Raw genomic sequence first — 24,646 nt, 5'->3', positions numbered from 1 at the left:
CCGGTGGGGTGACGGTGCCTCAGCCTGCGAGGTTGTCGGCCAGCTCCTCGGAGAGGTTGGCCTCGGTGCCCGGGATGCCCAGATCGGACGCACGCTTGTCGGCCATCGCGAGCAGCCGGCGGATCCGGCCCGCGACGGCGTCCTTGGTGAGCGGCGGGTCGGCGAGCGCGCCCAGCTCCTCCAGGGAGGCCTGCTTGTGCTCCATGCGCAGCCGGCCGGCCGCCGCGAGGTGCTCGGGCACCTCCTCGCCGAGGATCTCCAGGGCCCGCTGGACCCTGGCTCCGGCCGCGACGGCGGCGCGGGCGGAGCGGCGCAGGTTGGCGTCGTCGAAGTTGGCGAGGCGGTTCGCGGTGGCGCGGACCTCGCGGCGCATCCGGCGCTCCTCCCAGGCCAGCACCGACTCGTGCGCGCCGAGGCGGGTCAGCAGGGCGCCGATCGCGTCACCGTCGCGGACGACCACCCGGTCCACCCCGCGCACCTCACGGGCCTTCGCGGCGATGGACAGCCGGCGGGCGGCGCCGACCAGCGCAAGCGCGGCCTCCGGGCCCGGGCAGGTCACCTCCAGGGAGGAGGAGCGGCCGGGTTCGGTCAGCGAGCCGTGTGCCAGGAAGGCGCCGCGCCAGGCCGCCTCGGCGTCACAGGTGGCCCCGGAGACGACCTGCGGGGGCAGGCCCCGGATCGGCCGGCCCCGGCCGTCCACCAGGCCGGTCTGGCGGGCCAGCTGGTCGCCGCCCGCCACCACCCGCACGACGTACCGTGAGCCGCGGCGCAGCCCGCCGGGCGCCATCACGATCAGCTCGGAGCTGTGGCCGAAGATCTCCAGAATGTCCCGCTTGAGGCGCCGGGCCGCCATCGCGGTGTCCAGCTCCGCCTCGATCACGATGCGCCCGCTCACCAGGTGGAGGCCGCCCGCGAACCGCAGAATGGCGGAGACCTCCGCCTTCCGGCAGCAGGTCCGGGTGACGGGTAGCCGGGAGATCTCGTCCTTCACCGCTGCCGTCATCGCCATGGGCCGATCCTTCCATGCATCCGAAAAATACGGTCGTACGCGGCGGCCAACAGCTCCGGGTCGTGCCGGGGTGAACCGTCGGTCCGGGCCACGGGGCTCAGCTCGACCGCGGCTCCCAGCCGCTTGGCGGCCTCGGTGAGCGAGTCGCGGTCGGGCACGGCGGCCTCGTCGGCCAGCACCACGTCCAGGGCGAGTTTAGGGGCGTGTCGCCCCAAAACCTCCAAATGACGCTGCGGTGAGAAGCCTTCGGTTTCTCCCGGCTGCGGTGCCAGGTTCAGCGAGAGGACCTTGCGGGCCTTGGTCTCGGTGAGCGCGTCCAGCAGATCGGGGACGAGCAGGTGGGGGATCACCGACGAGAACCAGGAGCCGGGGCCGAGCACCACCCAGTCCGCGTCCAGGACGGCCGCCACCGCCTCCGGCACGGCCGGCGGGTCGTGCGGCACCAGGTGCACGGACTGCACCTCGCCGGGCGTGAGCGCCACGGTGGCCTGCCCGCGGACCAGGTCCACCTCCTCGGGCCGCTCCGGGTCGTGCCCCTTGACCAGGGCCTGCAGCTCCAGCGGCACGGCGGACATCGGCAGCACGCGCCCGTGCGCGCCGAGCAGCCTGCCGACCAGGTCCAGGGCCTGGACGTGGTCGCCGAGCTGCTCCCACAGGGCGACGATCAGCAGATTACCTACCGCGTGCTCGTGCAGGTCGCCCTTGGACTGGAAGCGGTGCTGGATGACCCGGGCCCAGGTCTGCCCCCAGTCGTCGTCACCGCACAGGGCAGCCAAAGCCTTGCGAAGATCACCCGGCGGGAGCACACCCAGCTCGTCGCGCAGGCGACCGCTGGAGCCGCCGTCGTCGGCCACGGTGACGACGGCGGTGAGGTCGCCGGTGATCCGCCGCAGGGCGGCGAGCGAGGCGGACAGGCCCATGCCGCCGCCCAGGGCGACCACCTTGGGCTGGGCACCGCGGCGGCGCGGCCGGGCACCGCGGGCCTCGACGGGACGGCCCGCGCGGGACTCGGGCACCGTCCGGCGCAGCCTGCTCAGCCGTGGACTGCGCTCGGTCACTCGCGCCCCATGTCCCGGTGCACGACTACGGTCTCCACTCCCTCGGCGGCCAGGCGGGCGGCGAGCTTCTCGGACACGGCGACCGAGCGGTGCTTGCCGCCCGTGCAGCCGATGGCGATCGTCACGTACCGCTTGCCCTCACGCCGGTAGCCTGCCGCGATCAGCCGCAGCAGTTCGGCGTACCGGTCGAGGAACTCCTTGGCGCCCGGCTGGTTGAAGACGTACGCCGAGACCTCCTCGTTGAGGCCGGTGTACGGGCGCAGCTCCGGCACCCAGTGCGGGTTGGGCAGGAACCGCATGTCGGCCACCAGGTCGGCGTCGACCGGCAGGCCGTACTTGAAGCCGAACGACATCACGGTGGCCCGCAGCTCGGGCTCCTCCTCGCCGGCGAACTGGGCGTCCATCTTGGCGCGCAGCTCGTGCACGTTGAGGCTGGAGGTGTCGATCACCAGGTCGGCGTCGCCGCGCAGCTCGCGCAGCAGCTCCCGCTCGGCGGCGATGCCGTCCACGATCCGGCCGTCGCCCTGGAGGGGGTGCGGACGGCGCACCGACTCGAAGCGGCGGACCAGCGCGTCGTCGGAGGACTCCAGGAAGACGATCCGCCGGGTCACGCCCCGGCTGTCGAGGTCGGCGAGGGACTCGCGCAAATTGTCGAAGAAGCGCCGGCCGCGCACGTCGACCACGACCGCGATCCGCGCCACGTTGCCCTGGGAGCGGGCGCCCAGCTCGACCATGGTGGGGATGAGGGCCGGCGGGAGGTTGTCCACGACGAACCAGCCGAGGTCCTCCAGGCACTTGGCCGCCGTGGAACGGCCGGCTCCCGACATGCCGGAGATGATCACCAGCTCGGGAATGGCCGCCTCGGGCACCCCGGCGGCGGTGGCGTCCGTACTCACTTCTGCTCCGTTTTCCTGGCCCGCTTCGGCTCGCGCTTCCTGCGGCTGATCCTGGCGCGCCTCGTGGTGCGTTTCCTGGGGCTCGCCCTGCGTTTCGCTGAACGCCGGATCTCGCTGTGCTGTGGGCTGTGCGTCGCGCTCGGTCATCTCTCCTGGCCCCGTCGATCGTCCGGGGCGCCCGCGGGTACGGGCTCCCCCGAGGCGTCCGCCGTCGTCTCGGGCGCCTCGTCTTCCCTGTCATCCATGATCTCTCCGGTCGCCGTGTTCACGGCGGGTGCGGCCGGGGCCGCCTGGGCGAGGGCCACGGCGATGGTCTCGGCCGTCTTGCGGCCTATCCCGGGCACTTCCTGGATCTGCTCGATTGTGGCGGACCGCAGCTTCTTCACCGAGCCGAAATGCTTGATCAACGCCTGTTTGCGGGTCTCGCCCAGCCCCGGTACGTCGTCCAGGGGGCTGGCACGGAAACGCTTGGCCCGTTTGGCGCGCTGGTAGGTGATGGCGAAGCGGTGCGCCTCGTCCCGGATGCGCTGGAGCAGGTAGAGGCCCTCGCTGGTGCGGGGCAGGACCACCGGGTCGTCGTCCTCGGGCAGCCAGACCTCTTCGAGGCGCTTGGCGAGGCCGCAGACGGCGATGTCGTCGATACCGAGCTCGTCGAGCGCCCGCTTGGCAGCGGCGACCTGCGGCCGGCCGCCGTCGACGACCACGAGCTGGGGCGGGTAGGCGAACTTCCTGGGACGGCCGTCCTCGTCCTTGAAACCGTTGACGGGGGCGGCGTCACGGTCGGGTGCGGTGCCGGAGGGTGCGGGGGTGCCGGAGGGTGCGGGGAGGCCGGAAGGTGCGGGGGTGCCGGAAGGTGCGGGGGTGCCGGAAGGTGCCAGGGTGGCGGAGGCCGTCGCTGCGGTGCCGCCGGACTCGGTGAGGGCGTCCTCTGCGCCGTCCTCCACCCACTCGCCGGTCCGCTCCTTGTCCGCGAGGTAGCGGCGGAAGCGGCGGGTGATCACCTCGTGCATGGAACGCACGTCGTCCTGGCCGGCGAAGCCCTTGATCTGGAAGCGGCGGTACTCGCTCTTGCGCTGCAGACCGTCCTCGAAGACGACCATGGAGGCCACGACGTCGTCGCCCTGCAGGTGCGAGATGTCGTAGCACTCGATGCGCAGCGGGGCGCTGTCCAGGTCCAGGGCGTCGGCGATCTCCTCCAGCGCGCGCGAACGCGTGGTGAGGTCGGAGGCGCGCTTGGTCTTGTGCAGGGCGAGCGACTGCTGGGCGTTGCGCTGCACGGTCTCCATCAGGGCCTTCTTGTCGCCGCGCTGCGGGATGCGCAGCGAGACGTTCGACCCGCGACGGTCGGTGAGCCACTCCTGGACCGGCTCGACCGGCTCGGGCAGGGCCGGGACCAGCACCTCCTTGGGGACCGCGTCGCCGGTCTCCTCGCCGTAGAGCTGCTGGAGGGCGTGCTCGACGAGGGCACCCGTGGTGACGTCCTCGACCTTGTCCGTCACCCAGCCGCGCTGGCCGCGTACGCGTCCGCCGCGCACGTGGAAGATCTGCACGGCCGCCTCCAGCTCGTCCTCGGCGACGGCGATGAGGTCGGCGTCGGTCGCGTCGGCGAGCACGACCGCGTTCTTCTCCATGGCCTTCTTCAGGGCCTCGATGTCGTCGCGCAGCCGGGCGGCCCGCTCGTACTCCATCTCCTCGGCGGCTTCCGTCATCCGCTGCTCCAGACGGCGGAGGTAGGTGCCGGTGCGGCCGGCCATGAAGTCGCAGAACTCCTCGGCCAGTTCGCGGTGCTCCTCCGGCTCGATCCGGCCGACGCAGGGCGCCGAGCACTTGCCGATGTAGCCGAGCAGGCAGGGGCGGCCGGTGCGGGCGGCGTTCTTGAACACCCCGGCCGAGCAGGTGCGCACCGGGAACACGCGCAGCAGCAGGTCGACGGTGTCCCGGATCGCCCACGCGTGGCCGTACGGCCCGAAGTAGCGCACGCCCTTCTTCTTGTGACCGCGCATCACCTGGACCCGCGGGAACTCCTCGTTCATCGTCACCGCGAGGTAGGGGTAGCTCTTGTCGTCGCGGTACTTCACGTTGAACCGGGGGTCGTACTCCTTGATCCAGGAGTACTCCAGCTGGAGCGCCTCGACCTCAGTGGACACCACGGTCCACTCCACGGACGCCGCGGTGGTGACCATCGTCCGGGTGCGGGGGTGCAGGCTCGCCAGGTCCTGGAAGTAGTTCGCCAGGCGCTGGCGCAGGCTCTTCGCCTTTCCGACGTAGATCACCCGGCGGTGCTCGTCACGGAACCTGTACACCCCGGGAGTGTCCGGGATCTGTCCCGGCTTGGGGCGGTAGCTGGAGGGGTCGGCCATGTCTCACACCCTACTGGCGAGCACCGACACCGCGACGAGCCTGTGGACAACCGTCGGCGGGCCGGGAGGGGCGGCGGGGGCGCCAGGGACGCCGGAGACAGGGCCGACGGGCCGGCGGGAGAGGGAGGCCGAGCCTACGGGCCACGGGGAGGCAGCAGGCCTGCCAGGGCTTTCGGACGCCCGGCCGAGAGGACGCCGGGGATTCCGCGGCCCGTGCGCGCAGCGGCTACACCGGCGGGAGGCGCACATCGACGGGAGGCGGGATCGCGGAGGAACGGCGACGCACTGCCGGAGGTCAGGGCGGGGGCTCCGCGCCTCCAGGCGAGCGCAGCGGGCAGCCGGCCCCCGCGGCCTCCCGCTCGCTGCCGCTGCCCACCCGGCGGGCGGATCGCGGAATCGGACACCTCGGCGACCTCGCGAGTGGTTCCGGCACACCTCGGACAGAGACCCGGCGCGCGACCGACCCGGCGCGGCTCGGCCGCTCGTGACGGATCTTGCTCCGCTTCCTCCCCAAATCGACCCCTCGTCCACGAACGATCTCCGGCCTGCTGGCCGAGAGCGGCCCTGCCACGCCCGTACCCTCCCGCCGGTGGACGGGGTCGCGCCCCGGCCAGGTGGGCACCCCGGACCGGCCGAAGGTGTTGTCGGGGATTGGTCAACACGCTTCAATGCGGGGGAACTCGGGGCCGTGAGCGACGGCCTGCGGACGCGGCCCGCCCAGGTGCGGCCGCCCCGGCGCCGACGGGGTGGCCCCGAACCGCGCCAACGGCCTGACCAGCCGTTGAACCCCCCGACAGAAAGGCCCCCTGCATGCGGCACGGCACACAGCACGCGGACGTCGCGACCGCGGAACTGGACTCGGCCCTGCGCGGCGGCCCCTTCCACGTGGCTCTGCGCGCCGCGATCGCCGCCCGCGGGCTGCCGCTCCAGCGCGTGCAGCACCACCTGTCCCGCTACGGCGTCAAAGTCGGCGTCACCAGCCTGAGTTACTGGCAGCAGGGGGCCCGCCGGCCGCAGCGACCGGAGTCGCTGCGGGCCGTCCGCGCGCTGGAGGAGATACTCCAGCTCCCGGACGAGTCCCTGATCCGGCTGCTCGCCGAGACCACCGACCAGGAGCCCGCCACGCGCCGCCCCGCCACCCGCTCCTACCGCTCACTGATCGAGGCATGCGACGTCCTCGACCGGCTGCAGGCCGAACTCGGCTGGTCCCTCGACGGCGGCCTGCACACCCTCGGGCACCACGAGCGGGTGCGGATCGGCACCCACCGGGAACTGGCCGCCCGCGAGTCGCAGCACATCGTGCGCGCCCACCGGGACGGCGTCGACCGCTTCGTGGCCGTCCACCACGGTGACCCCGGCTGCGCCCCGCAGCACATGACCGTGCGCGCACTGGAGAACTGCCGCGCGGGACGCGTCCGTGCGGACGAGGAGACGGGCCTCCTCGTCGCCGAACTCCTCTTCGGCACGCGTCTGCGCTCCGGCGACACCTTCCTCTTCCGCTACGCCGTCGAGGACGGCACGGCCGGTGTCTCACGCGAGTACGTCCGCGGCTTCGGCTTTCCGGGCGGCCAGTACACCCTTCAGGTGCGTTTCGCCGCCGACGCGCTGCCGACCCGCTGCCACCGGTTCGCCCAGCACTCGGCGGCGGCCCCCCGCACCGGCCGCCAGACCCTGCCGCTCAGCGGGCTGCACCGCTCCGTCCACCTGGTCGAGCCCCGGGTGCGGCCGGGACTGCTGGGGATCGCCTGGGACTGGGAATGAACCGGCGCTGACGACCGGTCCCGGCTCAGGCGCCGGGTCCCGCCACGATCCGGCCGTTCGACTCCTTGACCGGCAGTCCGCTCAGCGGCTCGGTGGCCGGTGACCGCACCACCTTCCCGGTCACGGCGTCGAACTCGCTGCCGTGGCAGGGACAGACCAGGGTCGTGCCCTGGAGTCTGTCGATCGGGCACCCCGCGTGCGTGCAGATCGTGCTGTACGCCTTCAGCACACCGTCCGCGGACCGGCTGACGACCACGTTGTGCTCCCGGTAGAGCCGGGCTCCGCCCTCGGCGACCTCGCTGCCGGCTCCGAGGTCGACGGGCCCGGTCGGCGTGGCGTCCGCCGTCGCCGCACCGCCGGGTGCCTGGCAGGCGGCCGCCCCCAGTCCGGCGACCGATGTGACGGCCGCTCCGCGCAGGAGGGTACGGCGACTCGTGAAGGGGCGGGCGGGCACTGGGGCTCCAGGTGGGTCGGGGCGGGGTGGGTCGGGGCGGGATTCCGGAGGACAGCCGGCGGGAACCGCGCGGGAAGACAGTACCTGGGCGGATCGTCCCGCTTCGGGGTGGGGGCGGAGCGGGGGAAGGCTCACTCAATCGCGCGTAAACGCTTGCGTAAGCGTTTACGCGGACGTGGCGGATGGGGTAGCTTCCGGCCGGAGGCCCCGCGCGGCGGTCCGAGCGGGAACCGACGCACCGATCACCTACCGAACCGGCCCGGCGGCCCGAGCCCTGAAAACACAGCTCCTGCCCGGGGCGGGAACCGACAAGGGAGCCTCATGCCCACCATGGCCGACGTCGCCCGCAGCGCCGGTGTGTCCGTGGCGACCGTCTCCCATGTGCTGAACGAGACCCGCCCGGTGCTGCCCCACACACGTCAGGCCGTGCTCGACGCCATCGAGGAACTGGGCTACACACCCAACACCCTCGCCCGCTCCCTGGTCACGTCCCGCACCCGTTCCATCGGGCTCGCGGTGTCGGCGATCAGCAACCCCTACTTCACGGAGATCCTCCAGGGCGTCGAGGCAGCCGTCCTGGAGCACGGCTACAGCCTGCTCATCGCCGACCCGCACGACGACCCCGCGCATGAACGCAAGGTCGTCCAGCTCCTCCACGAGCGCCGCGTCGACGGCCTGATCGTCGCTCCCTCCGCCGACCCGCGTGCGCTTCTCGCCTACCTCGGCCGTCATGCCGTACCGACCGTCCTCCTCGACCGGATCGTCGACGACCACGCAGGCACTGCCTCGCCCTTCGACCAGGTCTGCGCCGAGAACACCGGGCCGACAGCCCGGCTCGTCACCCACCTCGCGGGTCTCGGGCACCGCCGGATCGGCCTGGTCGCGGGGCTGCCCGGGCTGAGCACCACCGGCGAGCGGGTCGCCGGTTACCGGCAGGGGCTGGCCGCGGCCGGGCTGCCGCTCGACGAGGACCTGATCGTCCCGGGCAACTCGGAGGCCTCGGGTGCCGAGCAGGCCACCGCCGCCCTGCTGTCGCTCGCCGCCCCGCCCACGGCACTGGTCACCGCCAACAACGCGATGACCATCGGCGCCCTGCGTGCCCTGCGCACGCGGGGCCTCTCCGTACCGGAGGGCATCGCCCTGTGCTGTTTCGACGACTTCGCCTGGGCCGACCTCTTCTCGCCCCGGCTCACCGCCATCGCCCAGCCCAGCAGGGACCTCGGCGCCGAGGCCGTCCGGGTGCTCCTGGAACGGCTGGCCTCGCCCGGCCGGGCCGCCCGGACCGTACGGCTCCCCTGCGCCTTCGTGCACCGGACGTCCTGCGGGTGCCGGGAGGAGGACACCGCCGAGGACCCTCTCGTACCCGCCACCCCCAGCACGTCCAGCGCCCTTCAGCACCCCGGGAAAGGAACCCTCTCGTGATCGTCGTCGCCGGTGAAGCACTGATCGACCTGGTACCGCAGGGCACGGGCGCCCTCGCGGCCCTGCAGCCGGCGCTCGGCGGCGGCCCGTACAACACGGCCGTGGCCCTCGGCCGCCTGGGCTCCGCCACCGCGTTCTGCTCCCGCGCCTCCGACGACGCCTTCGGCGAGGCCCTGCTGGACGGGCTGCGGCGGGCCGGTGTGGACGTCTCCCTGGTGGAGCGCGGCCCGGAACCGACCACCCTCGCGGCCGCCACGATCGACCCACGGGGCTCCGCCTCCTACTCCTTCTACGTCGAAGGCACGGCGGACCGCCTGTTCACCCCGCCCCCCGGCCTCCCCGCAACGACCCGGGCCGTCTCTTTCGGCACACTCTCGCTCGTCCTGGAACCGGGGGCGAGCGCCTACGAGGAGCTGATGCGCGACGCGGCCGGGCAGGGCCTGTTCACCGCACTCGACCCGAACATCCGGGCTGGTCTGATCGCGGATCCTGACGCCTATCGGGGCCGCTTCAAGAGCTGGCTGCCCTCGGTGACCCTCCTCAAGCTCTCGGAGGAGGACGCCCTGTGGCTGGGTGGCACCCCGCACGAATGGCTGGCGGCGGGGCCCTCGGCCGTGGTGATCACCCACGGCGGTGACGGTCTCAGCGCCTTCACCCGGGACGGCACCGTGTACTCCGTTCCCGGTGAGGAGGTCGCCGTCGTGGACACGATCGGCGCCGGTGACACCGTCAACGCGGCTCTGCTGCATGGACTGGCAGCCCAGGACGCCCTGTCCGCCGGGGCGCTCCTGGGACTGGGTGCCGACGGGTGGACGAGGCTGCTGCGATTCGCGGCGCGGGCGGCCGCGATCACGTGCTCCCGGGCGGGTGCCGAACCGCCGTACGCCTCCGAACTCGAAGGCTTCGCTCTCTGACTCGCTGTTGAGGGGTCAAGGTCCGTCGTGGCCGTGGAGATCCGACGGCTGATCGTGGAACGGGCGGCGCCCCACGGGAAGTTCCCGTGGGGCGCCGCACTTTTCTGGATTTTTCCGAACCTCTCGCCCAGCGGCCTCAGGCCTTGCCGGCCCGCGTCGTCCTCTTCGCGGTGGTCGCCTTCTTGGTGGCTCCGGCCGCCTTCTTCGTGGCCGTGTTGTCGGCGGTCGTGGCGGTCGCCGTCCTTCTCGCCGTCGACTTGGCCGCGACGGTCTTCTTCGCCGCGACCGTCTTCTTCGCCGCCGCCCTGCGCGGCGCCTTCACCGAGCTGGCATCGCTGATGCGGTCGGCGCCGAGGATCTCGCGCAGGAACTTGCCGGTGTGGCTGGCCGGGACGCCGGCCACCTCCTCGGGCGTGCCCTCCGCGACGACGAGTCCGCCGCCGGCGCCGCCCTCCGGTCCCATGTCGACGACCCAGTCCGCGGTCTTGATCACGTCGAGGTTGTGCTCGATGACGATGACCGTGTTGCCCTTGTCGACCAGCCCCCCGAGGACCTTCAGCAGCTTGCTGATGTCCTCGAAGTGCAGACCGGTGGTCGGCTCGTCCAGAACGTAGACCGTACGGCCGGTGGAGCGCTTCTGCAGTTCGCTCGCGAGCTTCACCCGCTGCGCCTCGCCGCCGGACAGGGTGGTCGCGGACTGGCCGAGGCGGACGTAGCCGAGGCCGACGTCCTTCAGCGTGTTCAGGTGGCGGGCGATCGACGGGACGGCCTCGAAGAATGCCGTGGCCTCCTCGATCGGCATGTTCAGGACCTCGGAGATGGACTTGCCCTTGTAGTGGACCTCCAGGGTCTCCCGGTTGTACCGGGCACCGTGGCAGACCTCGCACGGGACGTAGACGTCCGGGAGGAAGTTCATCTCGATCTTGATGGTGCCGTCGCCCGCGCAGTTCTCGCAGCGGCCGCCCTTGACGTTGAAGGAGAACCGGCCCGGCAGGTAGCCGCGGACCTTCGCCTCGGTGGTCTCGGCGAACAGCTTGCGGATGTGGTCGAAGACGCCGGTGTACGTCGCCGGGTTCGACCGCGGGGTGCGGCCGATGGGCGACTGGTCGACGTGCACGACCTTGTCGACGAGGTCGTCGCCGTCCACGCGCGTGTGCCGGCCGGGGACGTTCCGCGCGCCGTTCAGCTCGCGGGCCAGGTGCGTGTACAGGATGTCGTTGACCAGCGTCGACTTGCCGGATCCTGACACCCCCGTGACGGCCGTGAACACGCCCAGCGGGAAGGACACGTCGATGTCCTGGAGGTTGTTCTCGCGGGCGCCGTGCACCGTGAGCCGGCGGGACGGGTCCTGCGGGCGCCGGATGTCGGGCAGCGGGATCGACTTCCTGCCCGACAGGTACTGGCCGGTCTGCGACTCCTCGTTCGCCAGCAGTTCCTTAAGGGAGCCGCTGTGCACGACCTTGCCGCCGTGCTCGCCGGCACCGGGGCCGATGTCGACGACCCAGTCGGCGACCTTGATGGTGTCCTCGTCGTGCTCGACGACGATGAGCGTGTTGCCCATGTCACGCAGCCGGACGAGGGTCTCGATCAGCCGGTGGTTGTCGCGCTGGTGCAGGCCGATCGACGGCTCGTCGAGGACGTACAGGACGCCGACGAGGCCGGAGCCGATCTGGGTGGCCAGGCGGATGCGCTGGGCCTCGCCGCCGGAGAGGGTGCCGGCCGCGCGGTTCAGCGAGAGGTAGTCCAGGCCGACGTCGACCAGGAACTTCAGCCGCTCGTTGACCTCCTTGAGCACACGCTCGGCGATCTTCTTGTCACGGGCGTTGAGCTTGAGCTCGCCCAGGAAGTCGGCGCAGTCGCTGATGGACATCGCCGCGACCTCGGCGATCGACCTGTCCATGATCGTGACCGCGAGGACGATCGGCTTCAGGCGCGTGCCCTGGCACGTCGGGCAGGGCACCTCGCGCATGTAGCCCTCGAAGCGCTCGCGGCTGGCGTCGCTCTCGGCCTCGCTGTGCCGGCGCTTGACGAACGGCACAGCGCCCTCGAAGGGCGTGGTGTACACGCGCTCGCGGCCGTAGCGGTTGCGGTAGCGGACCTCGATCTGGGTCTTGTGGCCGTAGAGCAGGGCCTTCCTGGCACGCTGCGGCAGCCCGGCGAAGGGGATGTCGGTGCGGAAGCCCAGCGCATCCGCGAGGGCGCCGATCAGGCGGCCGAAGTAGTCCTTGGTGTGGCCGTGAGACCAGGGGTGGATGGCACCCTCGTCGAGCGACTTGTCCTCGTCCGGGACGATCAGCTCCGGGTCGACCTCCATGCGCGTGCCGATGCCGGTGCACTCGGGGCAGGCGCCGAAGGGCGAGTTGAAGGAGAAGGAACGGGGCTCCAGCTCCTCGAAGGACAGGTCGTCGTACGGGCAGTAGAGGTGCTCCGAGTACATGCGCTCGCGCTCCGGGTCGTCCTCGGGGAGGTCGACGAAGTCGAGCACGACCATGCCGCCGGACAGGCCGAGCGCGGTCTCCACGGAGTCGGTGAGGCGGCGCTTGGCGGTGCCCTTCACCGTGAGGCGGTCGACGACCACCTCGATGGTGTGCTTCTCCTGCTTCTTCAGGGTCGGCGGCTCGGAGAGCTGGATGGTCTCGCCGTCCACGCGCGCGCGGGAGTAGCCCTTGGTCTGGAGGTCGGCGAAGAGGTCGACGAACTCGCCCTTGCGCTCGCGCACCAGCGGCGAGAGCACCTGGAAGCGGCTCCCCTCCGGCAGCTCCAGGACCTTGTCCACGATGGCCTGCGGCGACTGGCGGGAGATCGGGCGGCCGCACTCGGGGCAGTGCGGCTTGCCGATGCGCGCGAAGAGCAGCCGGAGGTAGTCGTAGACCTCGGTGATGGTGCCGACCGTCGAGCGCGGGTTGCGCGAGGTCGACTTCTGGTCGATGGACACCGCGGGGGACAGGCCTTCGATGAAGTCCACGTCCGGCTTGTCCATCTGCCCGAGGAACTGGCGGGCGTACGAGGAGAGCGACTCCACGTAGCGGCGCTGGCCCTCGGCGAAGATCGTGTCGAAGGCCAGGGAGGACTTGCCCGACCCGGACAGACCCGTGAAGACGATGAGCGAGTCACGAGGCAGGTCGAGCGAGACGTTCTTCAGGTTGTGCTCGCGCGCGCCACGGACGATGAGACGGTCGGCCACAGCCGGTCCGCACCTTTCTTGAGAGAAGTGACAGGGGCAGGGCCCCGTGCTTCTTCAGACTAGGGGGAGCCACTGACAACGCCGGTCGGATTCCTGGATGCGTAAACAATCCCGGACCATCAAGCATGCCCGACGCCGCCACCGACGATATAGCACGCCCATTCGATTTACGGAGCTCGTGCGAAACCTTCACCCGAAGGGGTGGCGGAGCTACTGTCAGCCCCATGATTGATCACGCTCATGACCTGGCGTCTGTACACGAAGCGACCGAACGGCTCCTCACCGCAGTCGCCGCACTGGACAACGCGGCCGGCGCGCGACCGTCACGGCTGCCCGGCTGGACGGTCGGCCATGTCCTGGCCCACCTCGCCCGCAATGCGGACGCGCTCGGCAACGTCCTGGCCGGACGTCCCATGTACGTCTCCGCCGAGGCCCGCGACGCCGACATCGAGCGTGACGCGCCGCGCCCGCTCGACGTCCAGATCGACGACCTGCGCGCGAGCCATGCCGGATTCCGGGCCCGGGCGGCCGAGCCCGCGGACTGGACACGCACGGTGGAGCTGCGCAACGGGGTCACCGACAGCGCTTCCCGGGTGCCGTTCCGGCGCTGGGCCGAGGTCGAGCTGCACCATGTCGATCTCGGGATCGGGTACGAGCTGGAGGACCTCCCGGCGGAGTTCACCGAGCGGGAGATCGACTTCCTTGTGGACCGCTTCGACGGGCACCGGGAAGTCCCGTCGACCACTCTGCGCAGTGACGGCGGCCGGACCTGGACGACGGGCGGGGGCACGCCGGGAGATCCGGTCGCCGTCGAGGGTTCCGCCGCCGACCTGCTGGGCTGGCTTGCCGGCCGCCGCGACGGCTCGGCCCTGGCCGTGAAGGGCGGCGTCCTGCCCGCGCTTCCGCCGCTGTAGCGCGCGTGCGGCGCGCGGCACATCGGCACGCGCTCCCCGCTATAGGCTGATCGCCATGACGTACAGCGGAGAGGTGACGGTCGGCGGACCGGCGGACGTGCACGAGCTCAAGGACCTGATGATCACCAAGATCGCGGTCGGGCCGATGGACAACAACGCCTATCTGCTGCGCTGCCGCGCCACCGACGAGCAGCTGCTGATCGACGCGGCCAACGACGCGGAGACGCTCCTCGGCATGATCGGTGACGACGGCATCGCGTCCGTCGTCACCACGCATCAGCACGGCGACCACTGGCAGGCGCTGGCCGAGGTCGTCGCCGCGACCGGCGCCCGGACGTACGCCGGCCGCGAGGACGCCCCCGGCATCCCGGTCACCACCGACGTCCTGGTCGGCGACGGCGACGTGATCCGGGTCGGCCGCGTCGAACTGACCGCCCGCCACCTGGTCGGCCACACCCCGGGCTCCATCGCCCTGGTCTACGACGACCCGCACGGCCATCCGCACGTCTTCACCGGAGACTGCCTCTTCCCCGGGGGCGTCGGCAACACGCGCAAGGATCCCAAGGCGTTCGCCAGCCTGATCCACGACGTCGAGACGAAGATCTTCGGCGAGCTGCCGGACGAGACCTGGGTCTACCCGGGCCACGGCAACGACACCACGCTGGGCACCGAACGCCCGCACCTGCCGGAGTGGCACGCACGCGGGTGGTGAGTGCGGGGCGCGAGGGTGGTGAGTCCAGGGCGCGACGGTGGTGAGCACGGGGCGCGCAGGCCCGTCGCGCGCCCCGTGTGAAGAGTTCGCACGCACCGGCCTCCGGCGCACGCTCCCCGCGCGCGCCGTCGCGCGGTCAACTGGTGGCAGCCCCGCACAGGATGACGGCTCCTGCGCGGTACGGGCCGCCGGTCATCATTCCCCGCCCTCGGCCGGCGGCCCCGGCGTGTCCGCTCCTCCACGCGCAGCGTTCACAAGACCGCAACACCCGTTCCCACTATGCGGACAAACACCCGTTTGACGTGGACAAACGCGGCGTTCGCTGTCACTCTCCCGCCATGCACCCTGCCCCGAGCGCACTGCGCCGCGCTGCCGCCGCTGCCACCATAGCCCTGCTCGCCACCGCCGTCGGCTGCGCTCCGCAGCCGGACGACAAGGCGTCCGGCGGGTCCTCCTCGTCGGCCGGAACCACCTGTGCCAAGGGCAAGTTGGCCACCCGGACCGCCGGCAAACTGACCATCGCGACGGACGAACCGGCCTACGAGCCGTGGTTCAAGGACGACAAGCCGGCCAACGGCGAGGGCTTCGAGTCTGCGGTCGCCTATGCCGTGGCGAAGCAGCTGGGGTACGACAAGAGCGCGGTCGTCTGGCAGAGCGTGCCGTTCAACAAGGCGTTCGCGCCCGGTGTGAAGACCTTCGACTTCGACATCAACCAGGTGTCCATCAGCGCCGAGCGCAAGAAGGCCGTGGACTTCTCGTCCGGCTACTACGACGTGCGCCAGGCGGTCGTCGCGCTCAAGGGCAGCAAGGCCGCGAAGGCGACCGGCATCGCGGACCTGAAGAGCCTCAAGCTGGGCGCCCAGGTCGGCACGACCAGCCTGAACTACATCAGCGACGTGGTGAAGCCGTCGCAGGAGGCAGCCGCGTTCTCCAAGAACGACCAGGCCATCTCGGCGCTCAGGAACGGCCAGGTGGACGCGATCGTCGTCGACCTGCCGACCGCCTTCTACGTCACCGCGGCGCAGGTGACGAACGCCAAGATCGTCGGTCAGTTCGAGAACCAGAGCGGTAGCCCCGAGCAGTTCGGGCTCGTACTCGACAAGGGCAGCGGCCTCACCTCCTGCGTGACGTCGGCCGTGGACGCCCTGCGCAAGGACGGCACCCTGGCGAAGCTGGAGAAGCAGTGGCTGTCCGACGCCGTCGACGCTCCGGTGCTCAAGTGACGGTCACCAAGGAAGAGTCCGGCCAGGAGGGCGCGGACGACAAGGGCGACATGCCCGCCGGTGCCCCTGGCGGCGCCGACGGCTACACCCCCTCCGAACGGCGGCTGGAGCGGGAGCGCTACCAGCGTGCCCGCGCCCGTCGCGCGACGGCGATCGCCGCGCTGTCGACCCTGGTCACGGCCGTCGTCCTCTACCTGGTCGTGGTCAGCGCGCCGGGCTGGGAACGCACCAAGGAGACCTTCTTCGACGGGCAGTACGCGCGCGAGGCGTTCCCCAAGGTCCTCGAAGGCCTGTGGCTGAACGTACGGCTGCTGCTGATCTGCGGTGTACTGGTGCTCGTCCTGGGCATGCTGATCGCCATCGCCCGTACGCTGCCGGGGCCCGTCTTCTTCCCCCTGCGCGCGCTGGCGGCGGCCTACACGGACTTCTTCCGCGGTCTGCCGCTGATCATCAACCTGATGATCGTGGTCTTCGGGGTGCCCGCCCTGCGCCTCCAGGGCGTGACCGTCGACCCCGTGCTGCTGGGCGGTACGGCGCTGACGCTGACGTACTCCGCCTATGTCGCCGAGGTGTTCCGCGCGGGCATCGAGTCCGTGCACCCCTCGCAGCGCGCCGCGGCCCGCTCGCTGGGGCTGACCAACCGGCAGGCGCTGCGGTACGTGGTGCTCCCCCAGGCCGTGCGCCGTCAGGTGCCGCCCCTGCTCAACGACCTGGTGTCACTGCAGAAGGACACGGGGCTGGTCTCCATCGGCGGCGCCATCGACGCCGTACGGGCGTCCGACATCATCGCCCAGCGCAGCCTCAACTACACGCCGTACATCGTCGCCGGGCTGGTCTTCGTGGCGCTGACCATCCCGATGACCCGTTTCACGGACTGGGTGACGGCCCGGATGGACCGGCGGCGGGCCCAGGGAGGATCCATATGAGCGACGCGCCTGTGCTGCGCATGGAGTCCGTCCGTAAGACGTTCGGGGACTCGGTCGTGCTGCGGGACGTGGACCTGGAGGTCGCCCCGCACACGGTGACGGCGCTGATCGGCGCCTCCGGGTCCGGCAAGTCGACGTTGCTGCGCTGCGCCAACCTGCTGGAGGAGATCGACGACGGCGCGATCTGGCTGGACGGCGAGGAGATCACCGACCCGCGTGCCGACCAGGACGCGGTGCGCCGCCGTATCGGCGTGGTCTTCCAGGCGTACAACCTCTTCCCGCACATGACCGTGCTCGACAACATCACCCTGGCACCGCGCCGGGTGCACGGCGTCTCCCGCGCGGAGGCCGAGGAGCGGGCCGGGGAGCTGCTCGACCGCCTCGGGCTGGGCGACAAGGCCGGTGCCTATCCCGACCGGCTGAGCGGCGGTCAGCAGCAGCGGGTGGCGATCGTGCGGGCCCTGGCGGTGCGGCCCCGGCTGCTGCTGCTCGACGAGATCACCGCCGCCCTCGACCCGGAGCTGGTGGGCGAGGTGCTCACCGTGGTCCGTGACCTCAAGGGCGAGGGGATGACCATGGTGCTCGCCACGCACGAGATGGGCTTCGCGCGGGACGTGGCCGACCAGGTCTGCTTCCTCGATGGCGGTGTCGTACTCGAACGCGGCACCGCCGAGCAGGTGTTCGGCGACCCGCAGCAGGAGCGCACCCGGCGCTTCCTGCGGCGGATCGTGGAGGCCGGGCGGCTCTGAGGCGCTATGCCTCCGCGGTGGCGGCGCCGACCAGTGCCGCCACCCGCTCCACGCCGAACACGTAGCCCTGCACGCCGCATCCGGCGATCACTCCGTCGGCGCGCAGGGAGACGTAGGAGTGGTGCCGGAACGACTCGCGCTTGTGGATGTTGGAGATGTGGACCTCGAGCACCGGCAGGCCGTCACAGGTGTTGAGGGCGTCCAGGATCGCGACCGAGGTGTGCGAGTAGGCACCCGGGTTGATGACGATGCCGCAGTGGCTGAGGCGTGCCTCGTGGATCCAGTCGACCAGTTCGCCCTCGTGGTTGGACTGCCGGAAGTCCACCGTGCCGCCGTGCGCGGCCGCCGCCTTGGCACACAGGGCCTCGATGTCCGCGAGGGTGTCGGAGCCGTAGATCTCGGGCTGGCGCTGGCCGAGCAGGTTCAGGTTGGGCCCGTTGAGGATCATGATCGGGGCGTTGGCCAGGGTGCGGGGCACGATTCCTCCGGTCCGTGGGACAAACTCGGTGCGACATCCATGGGGACATCCATGGGGACATCCATGGGAACGACGAACGGCCCGGCAGGACCGCTGCTCGGTCCGGTCTATCACGGTGCACGGCGGCTCCTGCGAGGGGCGCCTCACCACCACGCGCCCCCGTAACCCGCGATCACCCTGGGTAGTTGACGGAGCATGCTTGATACACGCACCGTAAGGGTCCCCTCGATGCTGCGGCTGGCGGCCGCCTCGCTCACCGGGACCGCGATCGAGTTCTACGACTTCTTCGTCTACGGGACGGCCGCGGCGCTCGTCCTGGGGCCGCTGTTCTTCCCGACGTTCTCCCCGCTCGCGGGGACGCTGGCGGCGTTCGGAACGTTCGGTGTGGGGTTCGTGGCCCGGCCGCTGGGCTCGGTGCTGTTCGGGCACCTCGGGGACCGGCGCGGGCGGCGCCCGGTGCTGGTCGCGTCCCTGTTGCTGACGGGCGCGTCGACGGTCTCGGTCGGGTTCGTGCCGGCGTACGACAGGATCGGCATGGCCGCGCCCGTGCTGCTGCTGGTGCTGCGCTTTCTGCAGGGGCTGGGGCTCGGCGGGGAGTGGGGCGGGGCGGTACTGCTGACCGCGGAGCACGCGCCCGCCGGACGGCGCGCCCTGTGGTCGAGCTTTCCGCAGATCGGCCCGGCCTTCGGCTTCCTTCTCGCCAACGGCGTGATGCTGGTCCTGTCGGCGTCCCTGACGGACACCCAGTTCGCCCAGTGGGGTTGGCGGGTGCCTTTCTGGGCGGCCGGGGTGCTGGCCCTGAGCGGCCTGTGGCTGCGTTCGTCGCTCCCCGAAAGTCCGCAGTTCCTGGAGATCGAGGAGCCCGCGCGCATGCCGTTCGCCGAGGTCGTACGGCACCACTGGCGCTTGGTGCTGCTGACAGCGGGGGCGCTCGCGGTCGGGTACGCGGCGTTCTACGCGGTGACGACCTGGTCGCTGGCGTACGGGACGGAACGGCTCGGGGTGAGCCGTACCGTCATGCTGACGTGTGTCATGGCCGCCGTCGTCGTGAAGGGGGCGCTCACGCCGGTGATGGCCCTGCTGGGCGACCGCTACGGGCGCCGGGCGCTGTGCCTGGTGGGGTGCACGGCCTCGGCGCTGTGGATGTTCCCGATGGTCGCGCTGCTCGCGACCGGGCAGCCGCTGCTGATGTTCATCGGGTTCACCGGCGCTCTGGTCGCCTTCATCACGATGTTCGCGGTGGTCGCCGCCTATCTGCCGGAGCTGTACGAGCCCCGGGTGCGCTGCACCGGTGCCGCCGTCGGCTACAACCTCGGCGGGGTCCTCGGCGGCGCGCTGACGCCGATCGTCGCGACGGCGCTGGCGGAGCACAGCGGGCGGGTGCCGTGGGCCGTGGGGGCGTACCTGACGGCGATCGCACTGCTGAGCCTGGGCTGCTTCGCGCTGCTGCCCGAGACCCGTCCGGTGCAGGTGCCGGTGGCGGAGGTCGAGCCGGTCGCCGGGTGAGGACCGCCCGACCCGGGTGAGGACCGCCCGACCGGCTACGGGTTGACCGCCAGCTCCAGATAGGCGGCGAACAGCACCAGGTGGACGCCGCCCTGCAGCGGTGTGGCCCGGCCCGGCACCACCGTCAGGGAGCTGACCACCACGGTCAGCGCGAGCAGCAGCATGTGGGTGGCGCCCAGACCGAGGACCAGCGGGCCGGAGAGCCAGACGGAGGCCAGGGCCACGGCGGGGATGGTCAGGCCGATGCTGGCCATGGCCGAACCGAGCGCCAGGTTGAGACTGGTCTGCACCCGGTCACGGCGCGCCGAGCGCAGGGCGGCGATCGTCTCGGGGAGCAGGACCAGCAGCGCGATGACCACGCCCACCACGGCCTGGTGCAGGCCGGCCGCCGCCACGCCGGACTCGATCGTCGGTGACACGCCCTTGGCCAGTCCGACGACCCCGACGAGGGCGAGGCCGAGCAGGCCGAGGCTGGTCCAGGCGGCCCGCGCGGACGGGGCCGCGGCGTGGTCGTCGGCGGTGATCGGGACGCCCTGCCGGGTGATCGGCAGGAAGTAGTCGCGGTGGCGCACGGTCTGGGTGGCGACGAACAGTCCGTACAGGATCAGCGACGACAGCGCCGCGAACGTCAGTTGCACCCCTGAGAACTCCGGGCCCGGCTTGCTGGTGGTGAAGGTCGGCAGCACCAGGCTGAGCGTGGCCAGGGTGGCCACGGTCGCCAGGGCGGCGCCGGTGCCCTCGGGGTTGAAGACCGCGGTGCCGTGGCGGAGTGAGGCGACGAGGAGGCAGAGGCCGACGATGCCGTTGCAGGTGATCATCACGGCGGCGAAGACGGTGTCCCGGGCCAGGGTGGCGCTCTTGGCACCGCCGTCGGCCATGAGGGTGACGATCAGGGCGACCTCGATGATCGTGACGGCGATGGCGAGGACCAGGGAGCCGAAGGGTTCGCCGACCCGGTGGGCCACGACCTCGGCGTGATGGACCGCGGCGAGGACCGATCCGGCGAGGACCACGGTGACCAGCGCGACGACCGCGCCGGGCAGGTTGCGGCCCCAGGTGAACAGGAGCAGGACGACCGCGAGCACCGGCACGAGGAGCGTCCACTGGGCGGTGAGCGACCTGAGCCGAGTGATCATGCAGCGATGGTGGCAGAGGCGTACGGGCTTCGCATTCCGGTCCTTTCGGCCTCCCGGGGGCCTGCCGCCGGCGCGGCGCGGCCCCCGGGGCGTGCGGGTGCGGTCGGTCGGTCGATTACGTGAAGTCGGTCAGGTCCACGACGTCACAGTCGGTGAAGGACGGCGGCCGGGTGCACAGGGCGGCCATCTGCTCGGCGAACTTGCTCGTCTCGGGGTCGTCGCTGTTCTGCACGGCCTCCTCGTAGGAGTTGAACTCGATCACGCCGAGGTAGCGTCCCGGCCGGTTCCGGTCCCGGAGGATCAGGCGGCGGGTGGGGCTGTTCTCCCGGCCGTCGAGCCGGCTGCCCATCTCGTCGGCGAGGGCCTTCAGCTCGTCGATACGGTCGGTCTCGAAGTCGATGATCTGGACGAATGTCACGGTTGCCTCCACCGGGCGGCGGCGCCCCCGATCGGGGACGTCCGCCACCCAACGAAGCATCCGGGGCGGTGGGTCGGCAATGCGCTTCGCACCGCTGCGCGGGGTGGTTGTTCCTACGTCCGACGTGGTCAGACGTCGATGCTGTCCTTCGGAGCGCCTTCGCTCCGGGCCCGCGCCGCCTCGGCCGCCGCCTGCTTCCTGGACGCCCTGAGACTGGTGATCGTGGTGACGATCAGGACCGCGCAGATCACGCCGAGCGAGACCGGGATGCCGATCTCTGGCACGTGGACGCCGGACTCGTGCAGCGCGTGCAGCACCAGCTTGACGCCGATGAAGCCGAGGATGATGGACAGGCCGTAGGAGAGGTGGACCAGCTTCTTCAGCAGTCCGCCGATGAGGAAGTACAGCTGCCGCAGACCCATCAGCGCGAAGGCGTTGGCCGTGAAGACGATGTACGGGTCCTGCGTCAGGCCGAAGATCGCGGGGATGGAGTCCAGCGCGAACAGGACGTCGGTCGTACCGATCGCAAGCATCACGACCAGCATCGGGGTCATGACCCGCTTGCCGTTCTGCTGGATCCACAGCGTGGTGCCGTGGTAGCGGTCGGCCACGCCGAACCTGCGCTCGGCGGCCTTGAGCAGTTTGTTCTCCTCGAACTCCTCTTCCTCCTGGTCGGCCCGGGCCTCCTGGATCAGCTTCCAGGCGGTCCAGATCAGGAAGGCGCCGAAGAGGTAGAAGACCCACGAGAAGCTGGCGAGGATCGCGGCGCCCGCGGCGATGAAGACGGCCCGCAGCACCAGGGCTATGAGGACACCGACGAGCAGCACCCGCTGTTGGTACTGCGAGGGCACGGCGAACTTCGCCATGATCAGGACGAAGACGAAGAGGTTGTCGACGCTCAGCGACTTCTCGGTGATGAAGCCCGCGAAGAACTCGCCGGCGGGCTGGCCGCCGCCGAAGACGAGCAGGCCGAGGCCGAAGAGTCCGGCCAGGGCGATCCAGACGACGGTCCAGATTCCGGCTTCCTTGACGGACACGTCATGCGGCTTGCGGCCGATGAAGAAGTCCACCGCGATCAGGGCGGCGAGCCCCAGGATGGTGAGGACCCACAGGGTCACGGATACATCCACTGGTTGCCTCCGGTTAGTGAACGGCAAAGATTCGGCGTTGCGCTACCGGAGGTCTCTTCCACCCGGGACGGGCCGACGCCCCGGGATCCGACCGGATCCGTATTGACGGGTACGCCGCAGCAGACAGGGAGTACTCCCCTCCGTACGGAAAACAGTACCCCAATTACCAAGGAAAGGTAAAGCAACTGGCAAAAGAAAGGCCAAGTCTGCTGTTCAGCGGCTTTTACCTATGCTTGGTGCGGGCTGTCGCGACCCTGGCGAGCACCTGCTGGAGCACCTGACTGCCGGGCGGCACGAGGCCGGGCTCGTACGTCCAGGCATGCCCCACCCACGGGTCGGCCAGGTGGTCGTCCGGTACCGGGGTGAGTCGCATCAGTGAACGCCACAGAGGATCGAGCAACGGGCCGTGGACGGCGGCGTCCTCGCGATCGGCGACCAGCAGGAGATGGACGCCGACTTCGGGGCCCTCGTCCGCGAGATAGCGAAGCTGGTTGACGGCCCGGTCGTCGAAGCCGTGCGGAAAGTCGTGCACGATCAGGAGCTGCCGAGAGGTGTCCAGACCGGGCGGAAGCGCGTCGGACGAACCACCGCGCACCGCCATCTGCACCAGGTCGACGCGCTCGGTGAGCCGCCCCAGCACTCCCGCCACACCGGCGGCGCCCGCCGCGGGCGGCGCGTCCAGCACACCGGCTCCCGTCAGTGGTGCGAACGCGGACGCACCGGCCCCCGCCGGATCGACGACCTGCACGCCGAACTCCCCCGCCGGGTGGACGGCGAGCAGCCGGGCCGCGAGCGCCACCGCCGTCTGCAGGGCGAGGTGCCGCGACTCGCCCGCCTCCTCGGACAGGGAGGCGTCGGGCACACCGCTGTCGATCCACAGGCCCCGCTCCAGGGGCAGCCGGACCAGCATCGGGATGCGCAGCGGGGCGCTCTCCGGAAGGTGGAGGTCACCCAGCCGGACGGCCATCGGCGACTCCGTCGGCACCCGGTGTCCGTGCCAGACCGGGTTGTCCCAGCGCGCGTACGCGGGTGGCAGCGCGGGCTCGACGACCTCGGACTCGGCGATGAGCTGGGCGAGGTCCCGGTCGAACGCGGCTCGCGCCTGATCGACCAGCTGGGCCTGCCGGGCCTGGGCCGCCTCGCGTGCGGCGTCGCCCGCCGTGCCCAGGCGGCTGCGCGGGTCGGAGAGGACCTGGTCGAGCTCCTTCTCCATGCGCGTCTCGGCGAAGTCGACAGCGCTGCGGTAGGCGGCGGTGGCGCGGGCCAGGTCCTCGAACATGCCCCAGACCTGGTTGTAGAGCCGCTCGTCCATGGACCACCCGGCGGCGTCACCGGCGACGGGCGGCGCGGGCCCGTCTGCCGGGAGCGGAGTCTCGGGGGCCGGAGTCTCGGGGGCCGGAGTCTCGGGGGCCGGAGTCTCGGGGGCCGGAGTCTCGGGGGCCGGAGTCTCGGGGGCCGGGGGCCGGGACGCCTGGCGGCGCTTCGGATGCGTGTAGTCGACGGGACCGCCGGTGGGGCCACCGGCGGAGGTGGCGGTCGCCGGGGCACCGGCTCCGCCGGAACCCGGGAGCCTGCCGTCGTCGCCTGGCGTCGGCTCGGACTCGGCGGGCCCGTCGGAGGTCGCACGTCGGCCGGCCGTGTCGTCGGGTGGCTGGGCATCGTAGGGAGATCCGGCTGCGGAAGCGGTGCCCGGCAGGTCGGCGCCGGTGACGGAGGCGGCCTTACACCGGGAGCGGTCGGTGTCCGCGGTGCGGGCCGGGACCGCGCGGGCCAGGCCGCGCGCCACCGCCTGCTCGATCCCGCGGGCGAGTTCGGCGGCGCCGGGCAGGCGCTGAACGGCGAAGAGCCCCGTCAGGCCCTCCGCATAGCCCTGGCCCACCGCGCGCATCTTCCAGGCGCCCTGGCGTCGGTACAGCTCCAGGGCGACGACCGCCGACTCGGCGTCCAGGCCGATGAGGGTATAGCCGGCGATCTCGGTGCCGTCGAGGCCGGTGACCGCGGCACGCGGTGCGGCGACGGCGCCGAAGCGGGACGGAGCGCCGGGCGTGGCGGGCAGGGCGATCAGGACGCTGACCCGGTGCACCGCCACGGGCATGGCGTCGAGGTCGACGGCCAGCCGGTGTTCGGCTGCCGCCTGCCGGGAGACCTCGATCCCGGGCAGGGTGGGCGCGCCCGGATGGGCCACCCCGTCGGTACCCCGTACCCGGCCGCTCTCGTCGGCGAGGGTGGCCCCGGCCACGACCGGTACGTCGGCCGAGATCCGGATCTCGATCCGGTTCCGCGAGAGCGGGTGGTTCTGCCCGCGCACCAGCTCGGCCGCCATGGCCCACGTCCCCCTGTGTGTCGTGTCCTCGTGTGCCGGGACTGAGCGCTTAGCCGGGAGTGCCCCGGTATGC

20 protein-coding genes are annotated in these 24,646 nt (G+C 71.4%); 9 read left to right on the top strand and 11 right to left on the bottom strand.

Translation table 11 applies throughout. From position 1 onward, the window contains the following. Window positions 1–19: 19 nt before the first annotated feature. From whiA to uvrC, 4 genes are read right to left on the bottom strand one after another with little or no spacing between them, the layout of a single operon-like run. Entirely contained in the window at window positions 20–1,009 is a 990-nt protein-coding gene (gene whiA / locus ACZ63F_RS11985) for a DNA-binding protein WhiA (RefSeq protein ID WP_061919442.1), read from the bottom strand. Beyond that, the gene (locus tag ACZ63F_RS11980; protein ID WP_469710289.1) at window positions 1,000–2,067 is read right to left on the bottom strand and encodes a gluconeogenesis factor YvcK family protein; all 1,068 of its coding nucleotides are present in this window, start codon (window positions 2,065–2,067) and stop codon (window positions 1,000–1,002) included. The genes whiA and ACZ63F_RS11980 overlap by 10 nt, the downstream gene beginning before the upstream one ends. Further along, window positions 2,064–3,110 (bottom strand): RNase adapter RapZ, encoded by a 1,047-nt coding sequence (rapZ, locus tag ACZ63F_RS11975; protein ID WP_469710288.1) that lies wholly within the window; start codon window positions 3,108–3,110, stop codon window positions 2,064–2,066. The genes ACZ63F_RS11980 and rapZ overlap by 4 nt, the downstream gene beginning before the upstream one ends. Further along, window positions 3,107–5,323 (bottom strand): excinuclease ABC subunit UvrC, encoded by a 2,217-nt coding sequence (gene uvrC, locus ACZ63F_RS11970; protein WP_469710287.1) that lies wholly within the window; start codon window positions 5,321–5,323, stop codon window positions 3,107–3,109. Before uvrC ends, rapZ begins: the two co-directional genes overlap by 4 nt. An 810-nt stretch (window positions 5,324–6,133) precedes the next feature. On the opposite strand from uvrC, the gene ACZ63F_RS11965 reads away from it, so the two are divergent. After that, window positions 6,134–7,084 (top strand): hypothetical protein, encoded by a 951-nt coding sequence (locus ACZ63F_RS11965; RefSeq protein ID WP_469710286.1) that lies wholly within the window; start codon window positions 6,134–6,136, stop codon window positions 7,082–7,084. 25 nt (window positions 7,085–7,109) lie between these two features. Here the strand turns inward: ACZ63F_RS11965 and ACZ63F_RS11960 are convergent, their stop codons facing one another. Further along, the gene (locus ACZ63F_RS11960; protein WP_469710285.1) at window positions 7,110–7,538 is read right to left on the bottom strand and encodes a Rieske (2Fe-2S) protein; all 429 of its coding nucleotides are present in this window, start codon (window positions 7,536–7,538) and stop codon (window positions 7,110–7,112) included. Window positions 7,539–7,859: 321 nt separating this feature from the next. Between ACZ63F_RS11960 and ACZ63F_RS11955 the strand changes: the two genes are divergently transcribed. Continuing rightward, complete coding sequence (locus ACZ63F_RS11955) at window positions 7,860–8,960, top strand: LacI family DNA-binding transcriptional regulator (RefSeq protein WP_469710284.1); 1,101 nt, start codon at window positions 7,860–7,862, stop codon at window positions 8,958–8,960. After that, on the top strand, window positions 8,957–9,874 hold the full coding sequence (locus tag ACZ63F_RS11950) for a carbohydrate kinase family protein (protein WP_469710283.1): 918 nt from the start codon (window positions 8,957–8,959) through the stop codon (window positions 9,872–9,874). Before ACZ63F_RS11955 ends, ACZ63F_RS11950 begins: the two co-directional genes overlap by 4 nt. Before the next feature lie 136 nt (window positions 9,875–10,010). Here ACZ63F_RS11950 and uvrA read toward each other — a convergent pair whose 3' ends face one another. Next, window positions 10,011–13,058 (bottom strand): excinuclease ABC subunit UvrA, encoded by a 3,048-nt coding sequence (uvrA, locus tag ACZ63F_RS11945; RefSeq protein WP_469710282.1) that lies wholly within the window; start codon window positions 13,056–13,058, stop codon window positions 10,011–10,013. Between the two features lie 224 nt (window positions 13,059–13,282). On the opposite strand from uvrA, the gene ACZ63F_RS11940 reads away from it, so the two are divergent. The 5 genes from ACZ63F_RS11940 (at window position 13,283) to ACZ63F_RS11920 (ending at window position 17,582) form a co-directional block, all read left to right on the top strand. After that, window positions 13,283–13,972, top strand: coding sequence for a maleylpyruvate isomerase family mycothiol-dependent enzyme (locus ACZ63F_RS11940; protein WP_469710281.1), 690 nt, complete (start codon window positions 13,283–13,285; stop codon window positions 13,970–13,972). A 55-nt stretch (window positions 13,973–14,027) separates the two neighbouring features. Next, window positions 14,028–14,684, top strand: a complete 657-nt coding sequence (locus tag ACZ63F_RS11935) for an MBL fold metallo-hydrolase (RefSeq protein ID WP_093504467.1) — start codon at window positions 14,028–14,030, stop codon at window positions 14,682–14,684. 338 nt (window positions 14,685–15,022) lie between these two features. Continuing rightward, window positions 15,023–15,907 (top strand): ABC transporter substrate-binding protein, encoded by an 885-nt coding sequence (locus tag ACZ63F_RS11930; protein ID WP_469710280.1) that lies wholly within the window; start codon window positions 15,023–15,025, stop codon window positions 15,905–15,907. Then, a complete protein-coding gene (locus ACZ63F_RS11925) occupies window positions 15,904–16,833 on the top strand; it encodes an amino acid ABC transporter permease (RefSeq protein ID WP_457693646.1) in 930 nt (309 codons plus the stop codon). Before ACZ63F_RS11930 ends, ACZ63F_RS11925 begins: the two co-directional genes overlap by 4 nt. Continuing rightward, a complete protein-coding gene (locus ACZ63F_RS11920) occupies window positions 16,830–17,582 on the top strand; it encodes an amino acid ABC transporter ATP-binding protein (RefSeq protein WP_352355476.1) in 753 nt (250 codons plus the stop codon). Before ACZ63F_RS11925 ends, ACZ63F_RS11920 begins: the two co-directional genes overlap by 4 nt. Window positions 17,583–17,586: 4 nt before the next feature. Here the strand turns inward: ACZ63F_RS11920 and aroQ are convergent, their stop codons facing one another. Further along, window positions 17,587–18,060 carry a type II 3-dehydroquinate dehydratase gene (gene aroQ, locus ACZ63F_RS11915; RefSeq protein ID WP_352355474.1) on the bottom strand — a complete coding sequence of 158 codons (474 nt, stop codon included), beginning with the start codon at window positions 18,058–18,060 and terminating at the stop codon, window positions 17,587–17,589. A 195-nt stretch (window positions 18,061–18,255) separates the two neighbouring features. Here aroQ and ACZ63F_RS11910 point away from each other — a divergent pair, with 195 nt between their 5' ends. After that, window positions 18,256–19,566, top strand: coding sequence for an MFS transporter (locus tag ACZ63F_RS11910; RefSeq protein ID WP_469710279.1), 1,311 nt, complete (start codon window positions 18,256–18,258; stop codon window positions 19,564–19,566). Window positions 19,567–19,601: 35 nt separating this feature from the next. Here the strand turns inward: ACZ63F_RS11910 and ACZ63F_RS11905 are convergent, their stop codons facing one another. From ACZ63F_RS11905 to ACZ63F_RS11890, 4 genes are all read right to left on the bottom strand, one after another. Further along, a complete protein-coding gene (locus tag ACZ63F_RS11905; RefSeq protein ID WP_469710278.1) occupies window positions 19,602–20,702 on the bottom strand; it encodes a calcium:cation antiporter in 1,101 nt (366 codons plus the stop codon). A gap of 115 nt (window positions 20,703–20,817) precedes the next feature. Further along, window positions 20,818–21,120: a hypothetical protein gene (locus ACZ63F_RS11900; RefSeq protein ID WP_352355469.1), complete on the bottom strand. Its 303-nt coding sequence runs from the start codon at window positions 21,118–21,120 to the stop codon at window positions 20,818–20,820. Between the two features lie 128 nt (window positions 21,121–21,248). After that, window positions 21,249–22,250, bottom strand: a complete 1,002-nt coding sequence (locus ACZ63F_RS11895; RefSeq protein ID WP_469710277.1) for a TerC family protein — start codon at window positions 22,248–22,250, stop codon at window positions 21,249–21,251. Between the two features lie 223 nt (window positions 22,251–22,473). Further along, a complete protein-coding gene (locus ACZ63F_RS11890) occupies window positions 22,474–24,573 on the bottom strand; it encodes a TerD family protein (RefSeq protein ID WP_469710276.1) in 2,100 nt (699 codons plus the stop codon). Window positions 24,574–24,646 lie beyond the last annotated feature (73 nt).

This window comes from Streptomyces sp. NPDC104761 (assembly GCF_055583445.1).
The sequence above is the reverse complement of the archived record's forward strand: the minus strand, read 5'-3'. Positions and strand labels throughout refer to the sequence as shown.

Coding starts and splice junctions, on each gene's coding strand:
- ACZ63F_RS11955 (WP_469710284.1), top strand. CDS start 7,860: ATGCCCACCATGGCCGACGTCGCCCGCAGCGCCGGTGTGTCCGTGGCG.
- ACZ63F_RS11930 (WP_469710280.1), top strand. CDS start 15,023: ATGCACCCTGCCCCGAGCGCACTGCGCCGCGCTGCCGCCGCTGCCACC.
- ACZ63F_RS11940 (WP_469710281.1), top strand. CDS start 13,283: ATGATTGATCACGCTCATGACCTGGCGTCTGTACACGAAGCGACCGAA.
- ACZ63F_RS11965 (WP_469710286.1), top strand. CDS start 6,134: ATGCGGCACGGCACACAGCACGCGGACGTCGCGACCGCGGAACTGGAC.
- ACZ63F_RS11920 (WP_352355476.1), top strand. CDS start 16,830: ATGAGCGACGCGCCTGTGCTGCGCATGGAGTCCGTCCGTAAGACGTTC.
- ACZ63F_RS11910 (WP_469710279.1), top strand. CDS start 18,256: ATGCTTGATACACGCACCGTAAGGGTCCCCTCGATGCTGCGGCTGGCG.
- rapZ (WP_469710288.1), bottom strand. CDS start 3,110: ATGACCGAGCGCGACGCACAGCCCACAGCACAGCGAGATCCGGCGTTC.
- ACZ63F_RS11890 (WP_469710276.1), bottom strand. CDS start 24,573: ATGGCGGCCGAGCTGGTGCGCGGGCAGAACCACCCGCTCTCGCGGAAC.
- uvrC (WP_469710287.1), bottom strand. CDS start 5,323: ATGGCCGACCCCTCCAGCTACCGCCCCAAGCCGGGACAGATCCCGGAC.
- ACZ63F_RS11905 (WP_469710278.1), bottom strand. CDS start 20,702: ATGATCACTCGGCTCAGGTCGCTCACCGCCCAGTGGACGCTCCTCGTG.
- whiA (WP_061919442.1), bottom strand. CDS start 1,009: ATGGCGATGACGGCAGCGGTGAAGGACGAGATCTCCCGGCTACCCGTC.
- ACZ63F_RS11935 (WP_093504467.1), top strand. CDS start 14,028: ATGACGTACAGCGGAGAGGTGACGGTCGGCGGACCGGCGGACGTGCAC.